At 37.4% G+C, this 19,028-nt stretch carries 16 protein-coding genes; 3 read left to right on the top strand and 13 right to left on the bottom strand.

What is annotated here, in order from left to right:
• Window positions 1-18: 18 nt before the first annotated feature.
• The 10 genes from R2S57_RS08815 to gmd all read right to left on the bottom strand — a co-directional run bounded on the left by R2S57_RS08815 (window position 19) and on the right by gmd (window position 12,299).
• Window positions 19-441: a WxcM-like domain-containing protein gene (locus tag R2S57_RS08815; RefSeq protein WP_316844677.1), complete on the bottom strand. Its 423-nt coding sequence runs from the start codon at window positions 439-441 to the stop codon at window positions 19-21.
• 12 nt (window positions 442-453) lie between these two features.
• Window positions 454-1,497, bottom strand: a complete 1,044-nt coding sequence (locus tag R2S57_RS08810; RefSeq protein ID WP_316844676.1) for a polysaccharide biosynthesis protein — start codon at window positions 1,495-1,497, stop codon at window positions 454-456.
• Between the two features lie 477 nt (window positions 1,498-1,974).
• The gene (locus tag R2S57_RS08805; RefSeq protein ID WP_316844675.1) at window positions 1,975-3,000 is read right to left on the bottom strand and encodes a glycosyltransferase; all 1,026 of its coding nucleotides are present in this window, start codon (window positions 2,998-3,000) and stop codon (window positions 1,975-1,977) included.
• 32 nt (window positions 3,001-3,032) lie between these two features.
• The gene (locus R2S57_RS08800) at window positions 3,033-3,788 is read right to left on the bottom strand and encodes a glycosyltransferase family 32 protein (protein ID WP_316844674.1); all 756 of its coding nucleotides are present in this window, start codon (window positions 3,786-3,788) and stop codon (window positions 3,033-3,035) included.
• Entirely contained in the window at window positions 3,785-4,825 is a 1,041-nt protein-coding gene (locus R2S57_RS08795; RefSeq protein ID WP_316844673.1) for an EpsG family protein, read from the bottom strand. Before R2S57_RS08795 ends, R2S57_RS08800 begins: the two co-directional genes overlap by 4 nt.
• 35 nt (window positions 4,826-4,860) lie before the next feature.
• On the bottom strand, window positions 4,861-5,721 hold the full coding sequence (locus R2S57_RS08790; protein ID WP_316844672.1) for a glycosyltransferase: 861 nt from the start codon (window positions 5,719-5,721) through the stop codon (window positions 4,861-4,863).
• A 19-nt stretch (window positions 5,722-5,740) separates the two neighbouring features.
• On the bottom strand, window positions 5,741-7,219 hold the full coding sequence (locus R2S57_RS08785; protein ID WP_316844671.1) for an oligosaccharide flippase family protein: 1,479 nt from the start codon (window positions 7,217-7,219) through the stop codon (window positions 5,741-5,743).
• 215 nt (window positions 7,220-7,434) lie between these two features.
• Complete coding sequence (locus R2S57_RS08780) at window positions 7,435-8,538, bottom strand: lipopolysaccharide biosynthesis protein (protein ID WP_316844670.1); 1,104 nt, start codon at window positions 8,536-8,538, stop codon at window positions 7,435-7,437.
• 52 nt (window positions 8,539-8,590) lie between these two features.
• On the bottom strand, window positions 8,591-11,131 hold the full coding sequence (locus tag R2S57_RS08775; RefSeq protein WP_316844669.1) for an SLBB domain-containing protein: 2,541 nt from the start codon (window positions 11,129-11,131) through the stop codon (window positions 8,591-8,593).
• Between the two features lie 34 nt (window positions 11,132-11,165).
• On the bottom strand, window positions 11,166-12,299 hold the full coding sequence (gene gmd / locus R2S57_RS08770; RefSeq protein ID WP_316844668.1) for a GDP-mannose 4,6-dehydratase: 1,134 nt from the start codon (window positions 12,297-12,299) through the stop codon (window positions 11,166-11,168).
• Between the two features lie 206 nt (window positions 12,300-12,505).
• Between gmd and R2S57_RS08765 the strand changes: the two genes are divergently transcribed.
• Window positions 12,506-13,183 carry a hypothetical protein gene (locus R2S57_RS08765; RefSeq protein ID WP_316844667.1) on the top strand — a complete coding sequence of 226 codons (678 nt, stop codon included), beginning with the start codon at window positions 12,506-12,508 and terminating at the stop codon, window positions 13,181-13,183.
• Between the two features lie 168 nt (window positions 13,184-13,351).
• On the opposite strand, the gene R2S57_RS08760 is transcribed toward R2S57_RS08765, so the two are convergent.
• Together R2S57_RS08760 and R2S57_RS08755 are read right to left on the bottom strand one after the other, a co-directional pair.
• Window positions 13,352-14,518 carry a glycosyltransferase family 2 protein gene (locus tag R2S57_RS08760; protein WP_316844666.1) on the bottom strand — a complete coding sequence of 389 codons (1,167 nt, stop codon included), beginning with the start codon at window positions 14,516-14,518 and terminating at the stop codon, window positions 13,352-13,354.
• Window positions 14,519-14,565: 47 nt separating this feature from the next.
• Entirely contained in the window at window positions 14,566-15,483 is a 918-nt protein-coding gene (locus tag R2S57_RS08755) for a glycosyltransferase family 2 protein (protein ID WP_316844665.1), read from the bottom strand.
• A gap of 348 nt (window positions 15,484-15,831) precedes the next feature.
• Here R2S57_RS08755 and R2S57_RS08750 point away from each other — a divergent pair, with 348 nt between their 5' ends.
• A complete protein-coding gene (locus tag R2S57_RS08750) occupies window positions 15,832-17,256 on the top strand; it encodes an MBOAT family O-acyltransferase (protein ID WP_316844664.1) in 1,425 nt (474 codons plus the stop codon).
• Window positions 17,257-17,258: 2 nt separating this feature from the next.
• Window positions 17,259-18,173: a hypothetical protein gene (locus R2S57_RS08745; protein ID WP_316844663.1), complete on the top strand. Its 915-nt coding sequence runs from the start codon at window positions 17,259-17,261 to the stop codon at window positions 18,171-18,173.
• A 45-nt stretch (window positions 18,174-18,218) separates the two neighbouring features.
• On the opposite strand, the gene R2S57_RS08740 is transcribed toward R2S57_RS08745, so the two are convergent.
• Window positions 18,219-18,947 carry a glycosyltransferase family 2 protein gene (locus R2S57_RS08740; RefSeq protein WP_316844662.1) on the bottom strand — a complete coding sequence of 243 codons (729 nt, stop codon included), beginning with the start codon at window positions 18,945-18,947 and terminating at the stop codon, window positions 18,219-18,221.
• Window positions 18,948-19,028: the final 81 nt, after the last annotated feature.

Here is a 19,028-nt window from a genome sequence, read left to right as displayed (position 1 = left end):
ATATTCTATATCAACTTGTTACCATTTATACCATAAACCCTTTGCAAATCTATAGTCATCCGCTATGGATTGTTCAAGAGTTACATCAGAAAAAATCATCAACTTGGAATATGGTTCTAAAGCCTGAAAGCCTGTAGCTGTGCCAGCGCTAATATTCAGGATTTCATTAGTATTAGCATGCAAAGCAAATTCTTTATAGGGTAAGTCTTTTGAAGGTTGATCCCAATCATCAGGTTCAACCAATATTACTTTAAATGATCCTTCCAAAACAAAAAACCACTTCTGCTCTTTCTTATGGCCTTGCCAGGCCCTAATTGAATCCGTATCAATAGGTTCAGTAATATAAAAACGTCTAATAGGCGTCATGTCAAAATCATTAAAGAACGTTAAATTGCCTCTATTATCTTTTTGATTTTGTCCTTTTATTAATGGTACGTTCATAATTAAATTCAGTTATCCTGGGTACTGAACGACACTTTTTTCATTAAATACTTCTTTTCTGATCAAAGGGAGTCTGGAAAGTAATTTCTTCATACCTTCAACATTTTCTTGTTTTGTATTGTGTGAGTGATAATCTTCAATTATAGAAATATCTTTTTCGCCTTCGGAAAAATATTGTGCATAATTTAAATCCCTATTATCTGCTGGCACACGATAGAACTCGCCCATATCTTCCGCTTTGAGCATTTCTTCGCGTGTGCAAAGTGTCTCGTAAAGTTTCTCTCCATGTCTTGTGCCTATTACCTTAATCTTAGTATCAGAATTACACAGCTCTTTTAGTGCTTGGGCCAAATCGCCTATAGTACCTGCGGGCGCTTTATTTACAAATAAATCGCCTTGATTACCATGCTCAAAGGCAAATAGCACTAAATCAACGGCTTCATCTAACGACATCAAAAATCTGGTCATAGCTGGATCAGTTATAGTTATATCCTCACCATCCTGTATTTGCTGTAAAAATAATGGGATTACAGATCCCCTGGATGCCATCACATTCCCATACCTGGTTAAACAAACCGTAGTTGTATTATTTGAAATATTACGTGAAGCAGCTATAGCCACTTTTTCCATCAAGGCTTTGGAGATACCCATTGCATTAATTGGATATGCTGCCTTATCGGTACTCAAACAGATTACCTTTGTCACTTTATTGGCAATCGCTGCATCAATAACATTTTGAGTACCAAACACATTAGTTTTTGTAGCTTCCAATGGAAAAAACTCGCAAGAAGGAACTTGTTTCAAGGCAGCTGCATGAAATACATAATCTACTTCTCTCATTGCATTTTCAACGCTGTTATAATCACGCACATCACCAATATAAAATTTCAATTTTGGATGATTCAAAGCAACCCTCATGTCATGCTGTTTCTTTTCATCTCTGGAGAAAATTCTTATTTCGCTAAAATGGTCTGTATGCAGGAATCTATTTAAAACAGCATTACCAAATGAACCTGTTCCTCCTGTTATGAGAAGTGTCTTATTATTTATTTTCATTTATTTTTATTATGAATTTAATGATGCTAATTAAAATTAAGGACTAAAGTACAAAATCTTACCTTCCTTGTAACAACTTTTCGAAGTTTGGGAGCAAAGTAATGAAGCTAGTATTTAATTAGTTTTTTAGGTTTAGTTAATTGTTCTTTATGAGCTAGCGTTAACCGCAATAATACTTTCTTAATTAAACCATAGTTTTAAAAAATCACTTTTAGCGGTAAGTTATTCATTTTAAATATTAACATTTTTCTCTTGTATTTACAAAAATACACTGGATTAAACATTTACACAAAATTTCTGAACAACCGGCATAGTTGATTTTATACTAATATGTGTAATATACCGCCCCATGATTATTTTAGATCCCATATACTACCAAAATTTGGCAGTTTATGAAATCTTATGATTTTTAGACTTTTTAGAATTGAATTATTAGTTCAAATTGATCTTATTATATACTCAAATCTTAACAATCGGTTATATATTTTTAGCTGAAGTGACAATGTTAATCAATTCCTGAACGTTATTTTTTATTTCCGGAATGGTTTCTCTTATCTCTTCGTTCAACGTTTTTTCAAAAGCATTAATAATGCTATTTGTGCTGATTGGGTCAAAAGTTACAGATGGTTTGCAGATTTCGTATGTATACGGGAGATCCGCTCCTATTACCTTACATCCACATTCTATTGCTTCAATTAGACCGAGACCAAAACTCTCTGTTAGGGATGGAAAAATAAGAAACTCAGATTTTAAATATTGTTCATGAAGTGTATCTCTGTCGACATAACCAATGTTCTCGATAGGATAACCTTCACGAACTTTTTCTGAGATTAAATTTAGTAAATAAGAATAATCACCGGCAAGCGTTAATATCAATTTGCCTTTCTGATTTCTATTATAGAATTGACAAAAAGCATCAATCAATCTTTCATGATTTTTATGTGGAGTACCATTGCTGACATAGATATATGTGAACTTTTCTCTAATAATATCTTCTGTTAAACTTCCAAACTGTTCATAAAAGGGTAACACTTTAACTTGATCTGGGTGTATATTAAATTTTTTTTGAAGTTTTAGCTTAATCAGAGAGGATTGAACGAACCAAAAAGAAGTATTTACCTTGAAATGCCTTAAAACCATAATCTTAATTTGAAACTTTATTCTATCTAGAATAGAAAATTCTTTTGGAACATCCAAGTACATAGGATTATGAAAATAAGTGTATACAACGGAAGTAAGCTTTATATTGGGGGGTAAATTACCAAAACAAAATACTTTTGAAAATTCAGCAGTTCTATTTTTATAAAACGAATACCTTCTACTAATACCTGCTTCTAAATAATAAATTTGATTCTTTGATTTAATAGCTTGATGTTTGTCACGAACTCTAGAATCTAGTAGATAGAATATTTTCGTGTCTGTTTTTTCCAACTCACATATCAGATAGTCAAGCAGCACCTTTCCCCCACCATTATTTATATATATCGCATCAATCAAAATCATACCAACTATTGAATTTACCAAACCGTGACCAATTATCTAAAAACTACTGACTTAATTTTCTTGTAAATATTTTCTAAAGCTATGATAGGGCTACTATAATATCTTTTGATAAATCTAAAACCCCTTAATAAAAGCGATGGTTTATTATCGACCCAGCTGCCATTACACAAATGAAGTGCGTAGGTTTTTTCAAGTGAAAATTCACCGGAAGGATTTGTAAACGTTACAGGAGAATAGATTTTCATACCGTCTTTCAGGCTTTGTTCTATTGGTTCATATTTGAAACCCCAGTTTTGCTCTGCAATTTGAGCTATGCGCGAAGTAATCGTGGTTTTATCCATTTTACCATCACTTCCTATGAAAGAAATGGAATCATAAAACATTAAACACTCTTTTATAAATGGATGATTTGAAACAGCGCCCATTACAGCAGCTTCTATAGCTATATAGTTGGTGGGTTTAAAATATTCAATACAAGAGAAAAAAGAGTTATCTAAAAAGCCGTCAAAAGTTTTATAAAGCCGCACATCTGAGTCTAGATATATACCACCAAATTTATATAAAGCAAATAACCTTACATAGTCTGCAACGAATGCCCATTTCTTATTTTGCAAGGCTTCCATCGCATAATTACTATTAATCTGCTGTTCAAATCTAACCTTATCCCAAAGCATAATTTCGTAATCAGGTAAGAACTCTTTCCATGACCTTATACATCTATCGATATTGTCTGGATATGCATCACCACTAATCCAGCAAAAGTGAATTATTTTGGGAATTTGTCTCATAAAAAAAAATTAAATAATACTGTTTTGTAAGGCATATATGCCTCTGCATAAACTGTGACCATTTCATAATGTCTCCACAGAGAAAATAGCGTGTACAGCATAAAAATCCATGCTCGATTCTTATTGTTGGCGACATAAAGAATAAGTGGCACCAATAAAACTTCAACATATAAAAAATATATAGAACCTCTTATAGCTGCTTGTGGCAAAAAACCTAAGCCTAGATATAAAACAAGCGCAAGGAAATATACATTGATAAAAAGAGGCCCATATTTCGGGAATTCTAAAGCTATTTTATCACGATATCTATAGGCTAATATGAAAGTAAAAAATCGTATTACAATCGCGGTATTGAGCCCAAAATGTATCTCCTTTTCTGTTGCCAGATAAATCTCGAGTTTCCAAGCTATGACCGCTGGCAAATAAGCTACAATTTTCTTAAATATTTCGTATAACAACAAGTTTGAAAAAATTGCCATTACGCCAATTAAAATATATGTGCTCCTCTTATAATAATCATTCCTGAGAAATCTTATTATCACGACTAATATAGCAGTATAATGAAACATAGTTGCTACAAATAATAACCACCAAAATTTCTTGTTATTATGATTAATCATGGCCCATAAACAAATTGCAAGAGCTAAAGACTGACGGATAGACCCCATTATTCCTGAATACAGAAACATTCCTGCAAAAAAAAGAAGAGTTACGTACGGATAGGGGGAGTATTTTCGAAAGAAAGGAAATAGTACTGCAATATTCGCCCCTGCCATTACAATTAATAATGTTTGATAAGGTAGACTAGATAAAGTTATATTAAGAACGGTAAAAAACGGTTCAACAAATACTTTTGAAGGATCAAAAATCTCAATAAAGGAAAGCTTTTTTATAGCATCAAAAATCTCCTCATAACCGTCATAATCGTTACCCATAGCACGAAAACCAGCAACAAAAAAAATAAAAATTGCAAATAAAAAATAAAAATAATTATATAAAGTATCTTTTCTTATTATGAAATCAACTAGTGACAACAAAAGTAAATAGATAAAGATTATAATATAAAGAAGCATTATTTGGTCATGATTTTTCCAGTTACTATTTTAACGAAAACTACGATACGGTAATAAAAATATTTTGAAGCACTACCGTACCCATAACTTTTGAGATCGGAGGCAAGTTTAAAATGATAAGATAAAAACGACTTTAAATTTAGTAGTCTACGAAATTGATTTTTAAACATTGTACCACTTGAATCCTTGTCAGTAACATTTTCGCCATGTCTACGATATATCAATAAAGGCTGATGAATGGCAAATATTTTACCAAAACGTGCTGTCTGAAATGCTAGCCAACCATCATGAGCATCATGAAATGAAGTTGGTTCAAGGCCATGTTGCTTGCACGCGGCATTAAACATCGCAGTAGCCCCACCAACTATACGCAAAGGGACGTGTTCAAATTTTGAAATTGAGTCTGGATTAAAACGGGAATATTTCCAATGTGAAGGAAAAAGTATATTCAAATTGCCATCAGCAATTGCCTTATCCGTATGAACCAAAATCGGTACATAGGGATATTGATTCTCCTTATCCTTGATGAAGTTATAGCTAATCTCAATTTTTTCGGGCAACCAATAATCGTCAGCGTCACAGAACATGTAATATTCAGAATCCACAACTTCTAATAATCTAAAAAAATTCTTATAGCAACCTAAATTATGTCCTCCTTTATCAATTTGAACTATATTATCATACTTTTCACAATAATTAGAAATTATTTGATTCGTACCATCGTTAGATCCATCATCACGAATGTATAATGTCCAATCGTGATTTGTTTGTGAAATAAGTGAATCTATTTGCGTTGGGAGATATTTTTCGCCATTATAAACTGCCAATAAAATTGCTATGCTTTTAGTGTTTTTATACATTGTATTAACATTAAAACTGTTACCTTCTAAACTTTACTTTAAACATTTCTATAACGCCAATCCTTTCATTTAAAACCTTAAAGCAGTAGCAAATCATTATGACTAGGAAAAAGAAAGAAATTGTGTACTGAATCCAACCTTGAAACAATAGAGTTGAAATAAACGGAAGCAATGTCAACATCAATAAAATACCTAGTGTTTTTATAAATTGTTTTTCAAACTTGAACCCGTATTTTATATACACAACCACGTATAATAATATTGCCACGACTACCGAGCCTGTTAGAAATGAAATTCCAAGCCCTTGTAAACCCCATTTTGAATAAGCATATATATTAAAAATAAAAACCAAACCATTACCTAATAATGCATCGTAGATAAAATATGCTTTTTTATCTCCCTTAGACAAAATGATATAAGACATGGTTAGCCAAATACCTCGAACTAAAAGAGAAAGCGACATCCACCGTAGCATTGGTACAATTACCAAAAATTCAGTGGATAACAGGACTCTCACAATTAAAGGCGCAAAAACAATTAAAACTATCATAATTGGAGCTATTATGAGTGATATTAGCTCTGACTGTTGGTTAACCAAAATATTAACCTTTTCCTTTTCAGCATGTACCGCAGCCAAACGTGGGAAAAAATCAGATGCTAAAACCGCCGTTACCACGGCAATACTTTGAGCAATAATTGATGAAACGCCCTGAAAAAAGCCAAGATCTTCTATTCTTCCATATCTACCTATATAAATATTTGTAACATACGTAAAAACTGTTATTGTTACTGAGCTAATCATTAAAACAGATCCTAATTTCAAGATAGGTAAGCTCAGATTTACTGTTTCTTTAAATTCCAACTTATCAATTTCCTCCAATTTGATTTTATTCGAAAAATAAAGTTGCACCAAATAAATTAATATGGAACTTGAGATCAAAGAAAGCACTATTCCTAATACACCAAAGAAATACAGTAATGGGATGCTTGTAAGCAAACTCAAAACAGCTCCTAAAATTGATGCTTTCGCTAAATAAGTTAGATTGCGTGTTCCTTGCAAAAAAGTTACCTTTCCTGTAGATAGCGCTGTAAAAAAAACATAAATAGATAGTAATGCGAAATACCATGAATGATCGGTGTCCTGAAAAGCAATTTTACTAAACCAAACTGCTCCAGCCAAAAAGATTAACACCATTAATATGCCAACAAAAAATACAATTTTAGAAAAAACTTGATTGATTATCGTCAGCCTTTTTAGATCTTTACTTTCAAATGCTTGTGAAAAATCACGCACTGCGCTTTGGAATACACCAAAACTTAATAAGTTAAAGACGACTGCAATTGTAGACTGAAAAATAGCGTTTATTCCCATTCCAGCACTGCCTAAAAATATTGCAACAAATTTTGATCTCAAAATAGAAATCAGCATCTGTACAATTTGAGCACCACCAAAAACTGAGGTGGATTTTACCATATTTTTATAAGATGAGCTTTCCATCAACTAATTAAATTAATACACGAATAACACTCAACCATTAATGAAATATGATAAATGAGTAATAAAAATATTGTTCTTAAACTTTACTTCCCATTTAATGTTACCGCTTTGATTATTCCGGAATAGATTAAAAAAGTTAGCAGAATCTTTCGTCCTATTGGTAATATCCACTAATAATTTCACTACTAAAAATTCAGTATGATTATTAACATAAGCTAGCTAACAATGTCCTTAAATATTTTCATGAATAACAAAGACAAAATAGATAAAAAACAAAAGACAGATACACCCATAAGTATACCTTTAAGCTTACCAAATTTTTGTATATTGAGAGGATAAATAGGTCTGTCGATTACTTCTAATAGTGGAGCTTCCTTAAGTAAGGACATCTTCGCCATCTCCAAATTTTGCACTACATAACTTAAAATCGCTTTGTTTGTTTCTGCAGAAAATTGGGCTTTTTGTGCAGGTGCAACTCTTTGAACTTGTTTAGTCGGATTTAAATTCGGAGTGGCATCTGCAACAGCAACTGCAGTATAAATAGCCCCGTTCATTACAGCTCTTACAGAATCTGTTTTACGTTGCATGATCTGTACATTTTTTAATGATTTTTTTGTTTTGGTTTGTAAATAAAAATTGTTTACATTTTTTACAATTGCATCATTGAAAGTTTTAGCAAAAACTTCATCTTTAGCTTTAACGTCCACTTTTATAATATTAAGCTTTTTGTCCAGTTTTGCAACATTTAAATAATTTTTTGAAATGTCATCAACAATTATGGTCACTAAACTATCTCTTGAACGGTTCGACTTTAAATAACCATTCCCTTCTACTAAACTATCAGCCTTAAATCCTAATTTTATTAGCTTCGGATTTTCTACCCACTGTTTATTAAATTTGTTAAATTGAATGTAGCGCTCCATCAAAGTCTGGGTTCTACCATTTACCTCAATCGTTGTCAATAGAGTCTGTTGCAGCATCTTACGCGATTTATATAATTCTAGGATGTTATCCCCCTGAAAAATCCCTCCACCACCGTCACCGAGATCAACTCCGGCCATAGATGCAAGGCCAGCAAGATTACCTAATCCACCTCCACTTTTTTCCTCTTCAAGTACAAAAGTAGAAGTAGCCGTATAAATAGGTTTTTTTACAGTTGCATACCAAAAACCTAAAGCACCTCCTAATAAACCAAAAGCAAAGATAATTATCCATTTAGATAAAAGATATCTCCCCCATTCCTGAATTTTGAAAATAAGTTCTTTTAGGGATTTATCTTCTTTAGGATGACTTGTATCTTTTTGACTTTGTGTAGTCATAACGTTCTTCATGTTTAAAAAAATCCTTGTCCAAATTCTGGGATAAAAATTATTATCTCAATAAACTAACTACAACAGCAGCTAAAGAAGCAACCGCTGTTCCAATCCCAATCCAGCTTTGCGCAGTTAAACGCTCTCTATCTGCGCGCTTAGGAACCAATATTTCTGCACCAGGCTTAACAACAGGATAATTGCTGAAAAACAAAAATTTACTTACCGCAGCCGCAGAGCCGTTAGCATATTTAATATAGGTTCCACCTTTTCTCGCATTTGAGGTAAAACCACCCGCACCATTGATATATTGCCTTAAGCTCTTTCCAGGAAGATAGACTATACTATTTGGATTAAGTACTTCTCCTGTGATCCGCACAGTTTGCAAGGTACGTGGAACACGGATAACATCGCCGTCCTCTACAATCAGGTCGTATTTTCCCAGTGGTTTTTCCATTATCCGTTCCAGATTGATGCCGACCAGGTCACTTTGAATCAGTTTCTGTTCCACTTCTGCCGCCAGCGTATCTTTAGCACCAGCTTCCTGTGCCCGTTTTAAGTTAAGGTATTTTTTCTCCTCTTCTTCTTTATTGTTAATGGCGTTCTTATCAGCCGGATTTACTTTTTCAGCGCCCGGACGTTTCAAACTTGCCCCTTCCGTATAAGCATAAGAGGTGAGTCCCCCTGCTCTTTTGATCACATCAGAAATACGTTCATTCTTATTGGTGATGGTGTATACACCAGGATAAAGAACCTCTCCTTCCAACTTAACTTGTTTCTGAATCGAATAACCCTCTGAATTCCTGATCGATACGATATCAAAAGGCTGCAAAATAAAAGTTGGCCCCTCAATTTTCAGGTTCTGGTCAACCGAAAGAGTGAATACTTCAGCCGTACGCGAAGTTTTACCCATGGTATCTGCACTTTTAACCCTTCTGGAGATTTCAATCCGGCTGGGTGTAGCGCCTTCTTTAAATCCTCCTGCCATTTGGATTAAAGCTTCAATACTCATATTATCTGCATACTCAAATGTGCCCGGCTGCCTTACTTCTCCTTGGATGCTAAGCTTATATTCATCCCTCAAATCAAACAAAGACGATATCGTTACTTTATCTTCTCTTTGAAGCGGAATATCGGGTTGCGCGCCAGACATGATCTTAGCTACGTCAAAAGAAATCAAACTGGCGGTATTGTCGAAATTCAAGCGGTTGATATAACCTCTATTTAAAAAGGCATCTTCTTTTAAGCCATCAGCCTTAGTAATCAAACCTTTCAAGGTCGCACCATCTTCTAATGAATACATCCCAGGACGAAAAACGGCTCCTTCGATTTGTACCTTATTGGCAAAACGATCTAAAATCGTATCTACAATTACCTTATCTCCATTCTGAGGGCTATAGCTATCGAATTTCGTGCTCGAAACATCAATGATCTTCCGCTCTCTATTTGTATTTTGCAACACTTTAATATTGGAACTATAAGCCTCCGTTGAAAAGCCGCCGGCAAAACGCAGGAGGTCAGCAAGACTTTCACCAGATACCACTTCGAATAAAGCCGGCCTTTTAACCTCTCCTGATACTTCTACCCGCTTATCATAAACCGGAATGTTAATCACATCCTGATCCTGCAAACGGATATTTCCTTTTTGGACACCATTAAGCAGGAAGTCGTACACATCTATAGTGCCCATTATCTTGTTGCCTCTGATTACCTGGATCTTACGGAAAGATCCGTTTTCATTAGGCCCCCCTGAAGCATTTAAAGCATTAAATACGGTTGAAAGGGAAGAAAGTGAATAGGATCCCGGTTTCGCAACTTCTCCAACAAGCGTAATTTTAATCGTACGGATATTTCCTAAGTTTACAGCTACAGTAGTTCTGCCCGTTCTTAGTGAAGGATAAGTGGATGCAAGACTCGACCGGATTTTACTGACCGCCTGCTCGATGGTCAAACCACCTACAGCTATGTTTCCTACATATTGCAGACGTATTATGCCATCAGGACTAACTTTCAATTTATAACTAGCCTCATTGTCCCCACTCAAATCGACCAATAGTTCATCATCCGGACCAATTACATATCCTTTTGGAGTGGCCATCCGGAGATTGGGTTCAAATGTGAGGTTGGTACTGGCAAAAAGTTCCTTTCCAAAAATATTGGGCTTTAAGCCTTCGAAGATATTGGTTTCAGTTTGTGGGTAATTTTTATTGTTTGTCGTTTTATTACTAACTGTATTTTTTGTTGAGTCACGATTGATCTTGACCGCTGTTCTCGACCGATCATCGCTGTCTTCTACATCTCTATTCGAGGTGTTATTGCTCTGTGCAGTACCACTGGTTGCCCCATCCTGCTTTCTGATTTTCTCTACCCTTAGTCGTAGTTTTTGAATTTCTTCAGCTTTCATACCTTGTGCAGCAGCCATCTGCTCTAACTGTGCGTCGTTGTAACCGATAGATTCTGCGCGCTGCATTAATTGCCTGATCTGCGTATCAGTTAAGTCATCGACCTTCACATTTGCATAATTGGTCTGAGCCATTGACTGCTGGAATACAGTGAGCATGATCAGAAAGAGTAAGGTTGTAAATATGTTTTTAAACTTCATAGGTATAAGGAAGTATTATTTAATTATATTGTGATTATTCGAAGTAATTCAATGTCCTGAATCCACCTTCTTTTAAATACTGATCCTTTTTCATCACTTGTAAATCTGAATGTACCATTTCTTTCACTAACGCAGGAAGATCATATTTTGGTGTCCAACCTAACTGAGTTTTTGATTTTGTAGGATCACCCAAGAGCAAATCGACCTCTGTTGGCCTGAAGTACTTTGCGTCGACCTGGATCACCGTCTGGCCTGGCTTTAAAGTATTTGCATCTAAGCCCAAACTAATCATCTGTTCCTCATCAACACCTATTACTACGCCTTTTTCATATTCGTCTTTCCCGCTGAATTCCACCTCTATTCCCAATTCGGCAAAACTCATCCTCACAAAATCTCTGACTGTGGTAGTCACCCCTGTTGCAATCACATAATCTTCGGCCTTTTCCTGCTGCAGAATCAACCACATCGCTTCAATATAATCTTTGGCATGTCCCCAATCCCTTTGTGCAGATAGATTGCCCAAATAAAGACATTCCTGAAGTCCAAGGGCAATTTTAGCTGCTGCTCTTGTAATCTTGCGGGTCACAAAAGTTTCTCCCCTTAATGGGCTTTCATGGTTAAAGAGGATGCCATTACAGGCAAACATGTTATATGCTTCCCTATAATTTACCGTAATCCAATACGCATACATTTTCGCCACAGCGTATGGTGAACGTGGGTAAAAAGGCGTGGTTTCACTCTGAGGAACGGCCTGTACGAGTCCGTAAAGTTCAGAAGTAGAAGCCTGGTATATTTTAGTTTTGGTGAGTCCGAGTATCCTGACGGCCTCCAAAAGCCTCAATGTGCCTATTCCATCAGCATTAGCCGTATATTCAGGCATCTCGAAGCTCACATGCACATGGCTCATTGCTGCAAGGTTATAAATTTCATCCGGCTGAGTCTCCTGTATAATCCTGATCAGGTTTGTAGAATCTGTCAGGTCGCCAAAATGTAGTTTGAAATTAATATTATTCTCATGTTGATCCTGATAGAGGTGATCGATGCGGTCAGTATTGAAAAGCGACGACCTTCTCTTTAAACCATGAACCATATAGCCCTTTTTCAGAAGAAATTCTGCAAGATATGCCCCGTCCTGTCCCGTAACACCTGTTATTAGCGCAACTTTCATAAACTATTTTAATAACTTTTTAAGCGAGCAAACATACATAATTTTTTCTAGCTTAAGGAGAGAGTGGGTATACTCATTTAGAATAACGTGAAAAAATGGTTTTTTCCCTACGCGCCCTTTCCTAGTATTAATTCCGAAATATAAATACCTATCAATGATTTACTTCTGATAAATATCTTTACTTTTGAGGTTGATATCCTAATCAAATGAAAAAAATTGTACTCCTTTTAATTCTTCTGGCGAATTCGCCTTTTATTTTTTCTCAGACTAGTGCAGACTACAACTACTCCATTGGTTTAAGAGCCTACAGTATCATGCAGCTGCCCAAAGTATTCAACCAGACGAACTACCAGGATTTCAACCATACCTATGCGAATGCTCTGTTGATGAAATTCAATGACAACCAGATCAGTTACCGGGTCGGCGGGAATTTTTACCGAAAAGACATCACCTTTACCAATACCTGCGCGAACTGTGAGATTGCAGAAGGAACGCTGACAGATTTTGCGTTTAAAGTTGGTTTTGAAAAGAATTTTACCTATTCGCGCATTCAACCATACTTTGGGGTGGACCTTGGCTACCGCTCTAATCGGTTTAGCGGGAATACGTATCCAGGCAGTACCATGTTTGCCGGCACAGCGAGGTATGCGGAATCATCAAAAAACGGGTTGGTCATCTCTCCTATAATCGGTGTAAAGATCAACATAATATCTTTTATGAATATTTTTGCCGAGAGCAGCATGGACTACTTTTATTCCTACGAACGCCAGGATTTAACAGATGCAAACGGAACTTCCAGAACGGTGAATACCTATCAAAAATCAGAGTTTTTGCTCAACCTCTTTTCTGCGGGAATCCAGTTTAATATAAGCAGACGAAACTAGATTCAAAATATAACTATTTTTATGGAAGAGGGTTTTCTAAGAAGTAGAATCCACGGGGATAATATAAGACCGAAAGTTAAAAAAATGGGACACTCTTAGAGGTATCCTGCTCGCTTCTCACTGGAACCCTAAATTTTGCCTTAAAATATTATGTTATCGCCCGTTAGCTTATTTCCTGATCGCTTTTTCCCAAATAACGGATTGGTTCCCCAAAAAGTAGCGATATGCTCCTGCAATAATCGCATAATTCATCATGCAGAAATAATAAGGAACAAATAATATTTTTAGCCTGATTTTCTTTTTCTCCATCCAAAGCCCGGAAAATGCCATCAGGTAAAACAGGCTCTGGAGGAAAAACATAACAAAATAGAGGTTATTTCCACCTGTTGCCATGATGGTAATATTACTGATGTAAGCGGCAATTAATGCCAGCGGGGCCAGCGTCCACCGAAGCACTCGGTGACTGATGTACTGGAAAGCAAGCATAGGATATCTGAAAGGATTCATCAGTGATCTTAACCAGATTACAGACTGGATCCCACCTGCTCCGATCCTGACCTTCCGCTTTAGCTCTTCTTCTATATTTGCGGAAGAGGTTTCCTGTGCGAAAGCCTTTGGCTCATAGCTTATCCGGTAACCTTTTTCCGCGATCCGCATCGAGATCATAAAGTCATCAAGGACGCTTTGTTGAGGCACAGGCACATAGAGTGACCTTCGGATACTAAATAGTTCCCCAGCTGCCCCCACTACTGTGTAAAGTTCTGAATCCCACGCCTTCAGTTTTGATTCATATTTCCAATAAATTCCCTCTCCGGCAGTTGCATCGGCATGCTTATCAACATATACTTTCTTTTCTCCGGCAACCCCACCAATACGTTCATCTGCATAGTGCTTACAGAGATGGAACAATGCATCGGTATTAAGGAAGGTATTGGCGTCAGTAAAAACGACAAGATCGGTATCAACACTGTCCATCGCACGGTGTACAGCTGCTATCTTTCCTTTACGATCAGGGGAATGCAACAGCTGGATCTGAGTAAATCCCGCCACGATTTCCGGCGTCCTGTCGGAAGAACCATCCGTAACAAAAATGAGCTTAAGCTTTTCAGCAGGATAATTAAGTGCCAAAGTATTGCTGATCTTTTCCTCGATAAAATCCTCCTCGTTGAAAGCCGCGACAATAACTGTACAGCTTGGCAGCTCCTGATAACTGAAAACTTTCGGAATGCCGGGAGCAAATACACGTTTAGCCAAGATCATAAGATATAGTAAAACACCGTACCCAAGATAGGTATAGATGACCAGCAGAATAGAGATAATGAAGAAAATGCGCATAAAACAAGATATGTTTGGTATAGTTTCCTACCGTTAAATTCGGACCATTAAAATGAATTTGTACTGTGGGTAAGGTTCCAATAGACAGCCTTGCACATCGCGGTGATATGCTTAAACTTACCTCTGATCAGGAACTGCAACAAGTTCCTTGGAAACACCATCAGGCCAAAATACAGAAAGAACAGGATTTGCTTATAAAAAACGGAATGTTTTCTTACCAGCAATATGCGGTTCCTGTTCATGTAGTAAATCTTCAGGGGACTATCTGCACCAACGGAAACAGATTCTTTATGGTAGATCAGGGCCGATGTATTCACCCTGATCTTAAATCCGGCTTTTCGGATTCTCAGGCTCCAATCCATTTCCTCATAATAGAGAAAAAAATTCTCTGCCATCAGTCCTGCTCGCTGAAAGACTTTACGGGAAACCATCATCGCAGCACCATGCGCGAAAGCAGTGATATAGACCCTGTCGTCATATTGACCCCTGTCATCCTCGAACTGTCCCAGACACTGGTTTCTTGCGGTAATGGAGGTGAGTTCAGTGAAACCGACGTACTGGATTTTCCCGGGGTGTTCGAAATAGTTGATTTTTGGACAGACTATCCCCGTATCAGGAAAATCCTGAAAAGTTCCGCTCAGGGTTTCTAGCAGGCCGGAAGTAAATTCAGTATCATTATTAACCAGAAAAAGGTAATCTCCATCTGCTGCTGCAATCCCCAGGTTGTTTCCTCCTGCAAACCCGAGGTTCTCCTCAGAGTGGATAAATTTAACCTGAGGATACCTGTCCTTCCAAATGGGGATAAAATTTTCACGGCTGCCGTTATCAACGATGATTACCTCCGTGTTGAGGTAAGTGTTTGTTGTGAAAATGGAGTCCAGTAATTCCTGGGTTACATCTGGCTGATTGTAATTCACACTGATAATGGAAATTTTTTCGCCCGGTTTCTTTGCAGTCAGATTCATACTCGGATCGGTTACACGTTTGGAAAGTTCTGGGCCATCTTTATATTGCTTTTATCATCTGGCGGTTTTGAGTGGTATCTGACATGTTACCTCCTTACTCTGCCCGTCTATTTCTTATTAAGAATGATCAAATTTAGAATAATAATAGGACTAAAAAGACTTAAAATTTCGGGAAGATAAGCTATCCAGCGCAGATGCGTTCCAAATCTTCTTCTTATATCTCTAATTTTTTATTCTCCCCGGCGTTTTACAACTTAGCGCTCTGCTGAAAAGACCCGATTATTTAATAAAAAATTGCATTTATAAGCGTTCTATTTATACCTTAGATTTTTTGAAATTTAGACCCGCATGCTCTTTAATTCCCTCAGTTTTTTTCTGTTTTTCTCAACAGTGCTTTTACTCTACTATTTCTTACCAAAGAAATATGTGTGGATGATGTTGCTCGCTTCGAGTCTGTTTTTTTACATGTGCTGGAAATGGGAATATATCTTTCTACTCTTCTTCCCGGCGACCATAGATTTTTTCGTGGCCAGGCAAATAGAGACCACTGACCAGCAGCGGCGGAAAAAGCTGTTCCTCTGCATCAGTATCATCACCAACCTGGGACTTCTTTTTTATTTTAAGTATTTTAATTTTTTTCTTGACAGCATTAATACCACATCTGCATTGTTCGGAGGTTCAGCACTATTGAACAGCGCCAAGATTCTTCTTCCCGTTGGGATCTCCTTCTATACCTTTCAGAGCATCAGCTACACCGTAGAGGTGTACCGCGGAAATATGGTTGCAGAAAGAAATTTTGGGAGATTCGCTCTTTTTGTCTCCTTTTTCCCCCAACTGGTAGCAGGCCCCATTAACCGGCCTCAGGTACTTCTTCCCCAGGTCAATAACCTAAAGCCTCTTGAGCCGGGCAACCTGATCATTGGCGCCCGGAGAATATTATGGGGTCTGTTTAAAAAAGTAGTGGTAGCGGACAGGCTGGCCTTTTTTGTCAACCTGGTTTATAACAATCCCGAGTCTTATCATGGCTTATCCATCCTTTGCGCAACAGTATTTTTTGCCTTTCAGATCTACTGCGATTTTTCGGGCTATTCCGATATTGCCATCGGCGTAGCCAAAATGATGGGAATTGATCTGATGAGAAATTTTAACAGGCCCTATTTCTCTTCATCTATACGGGAATTCTGGAGCAAATGGCATATTTCCCTATCTACCTGGTTCAGGGATTACCTTTATATTCCATTGGGTGGAAATAAGGTGGGAATGGGCCGCTGGATATTTAACCTGTTCATCACCTTTCTGGTATCTGGGGTCTGGCACGGGGCAAGTCTGAACTTCATTATATGGGGCGCGCTTCATGGGCTGTTGATTTCACTAGAATCCTTAAATCAGAGAAAAAAATTCTTCACCTTTAAACTACCGTTATGGCTGGGTACACTATGGACTTTCTCAGTTGTCTGCTTTGCTTGGATTTTTTTCAGGGCGAACAACCTCCACGATTCCTTCACTATCATCAAAAATCTTTTTGACTATGGCCATTCCTTCATCGCAGAGGTGAGGCAATCGACAGGAACTGATCTTTATAACTTTGCTGTAGGTTTCCCCTTAATCTTTTTACTGCTGATTTTTGAAGGCTTCTGGGGAACACAAAAAGTACAGTACTATTTCTATGCTTACAGGTCGGTACGTTTTCTTAGCTATCTTACCCTCATTATGCTCATTGCGATGTTCGGGGTACTGGTGTCACAGAGCAGTTTCATTTATTTTCAATTTTAGCCATGAAGAATTTTTTTATTCAGATATTCAAATTACTCCTGATCTGCTATCTCATATTCTGGTTGCTCGATGAGGGTTTTACCTATGTATTTCAAAAGGGCAATTACACCAAGATCCAGTGGCTGGACAAGATCAGTAATCAACAGTTCGATTTTGCCGTTCATGGAAATTCAAGGGCATATACTTCGTTGGATCTAAAGATGATAGAAGATAAAACAAAAAAGAAAGGGATCAATATTTCAGTAGACGGGAGTTCTATTACCGATCAGTACCTTATGCTGAAGCTCTTTATCCTCAAGAATAACAAGATCAAAAAGCTATATCTGCAGATAGATCCCTTCTCCTCAAATACCGAAGAGATTTTTGATTTTGCTGTTCCGAAATTTTTTCCATATCTGAAGGAACCTGTCGTGTTTGACCATTTTAAACAGTTCGGCCCTGAATGGTATGCTTACCGGTATATACCCTTCTACAGATACGCCAAATACAACACCCTATGGGGTATCCACGAGGTAATCAATGACGGCTTCAATCTGCTGCCCCAGGACTTTGATAGCTATGGCGATTTCTTTTATCCGGAAGTTCACTATAAGGGGCCAGCAAAACTAAGAGATCTTACCTTCGACCTGAAAGGGAACTATAAATTCCTAAACGAAATTATCGCACTCTGTAAAGCTAATAATATAGAGCTCATACTCTTCACCGCACCCGTTGCTGATATTAAAATTGATCAAGGTTACAAGCAGAATATTGTAGAGTTCACCAGGCAGATGCAGAAGGATAAAGGTGTTGAATATTTAAATTTTGGGGATATCTATAAGCACGATCCAGCCTTCTTCTACAATGAAATCCACATCAACAGGAAAGGGGCAGAAGATTTTACAAACCGCATGGTGCCTATTTTTGCTAGAAAGTAAACAACCGTCCATGAGTGCAGAAATCCAAAAAAATCCTCAGAATAATTAACCGCCCAGAACCCTTGATATCCTTTTTAAAGACCCCTTTATCAGCCCCCCGTCAATCTGTATCCTTCTGTCGGTGGTCCAGGTCAGCGCCCTGATATCGGTTACCAGGTGGAGTTTCCCAAAGCCCTTATCTCGAAGTTTTAGTGCCAGCCATCCATCTTCATTGGTCCCCTGCGGATGGTCAAACCCCTCTACAGCTATGCCTTGCTCCCTCCTGAATCCCGAATTGAACCCATAGACATTTACCGCCTCGTCTTTAAAGATCTTATTAATCCATCTTGAAAATCTCGCCAGGTGCTCATAAAGAAAATAGGTCCTGCGTCCGGTTTCTGCAATTGGCAAAAACGCGAATCTTCCGTATGTAAGCGAAATCCCTTTATCCTCCAGGGGCGCTGTCATCTGTTCAATCCAGTCTGCAGGATAAATGGTATCGGCATCGGCATTAAGTATATATTTTCCTTTGGCAACGGCAAGACCTGAATTACGTGCAAAAGTTATTCCCTGTCTATTCTCCAAGATACATTTTACGCCGGTGTTCCTCACAAGAGTTTCAGTGCCATCGGTAGAATTATTGTTCACTACAATAATCTCCACCACTCTTTTAGTTTTGTTGGCAGCCAAAGAAGCCAGTGTGGGCAGTATATTGTCCTCCTCATTGAAAGCCGGGATCACCACCGATACTTCTGGGTCACCGACCGAAATGGCCTTATAGGAAGTGTTCGCCATAGTACTGAGTTCATCTAGGGTGAACCGGCGATCTATAAATTGGGAAATGTGATGGGGAACTTTAATCGGCCACATGGTTTG

Origin of the sequence: Pedobacter psychrodurus (genome assembly GCF_032678585.1) — a bacterium.
In the GTDB taxonomy this organism is placed as follows: domain Bacteria; phylum Bacteroidota; class Bacteroidia; order Sphingobacteriales; family Sphingobacteriaceae; genus Pedobacter; species Pedobacter psychrodurus_A.
The sequence above is the reverse complement of the archived record's forward strand: the minus strand, read 5'-3'. Positions and strand labels throughout refer to the sequence as shown.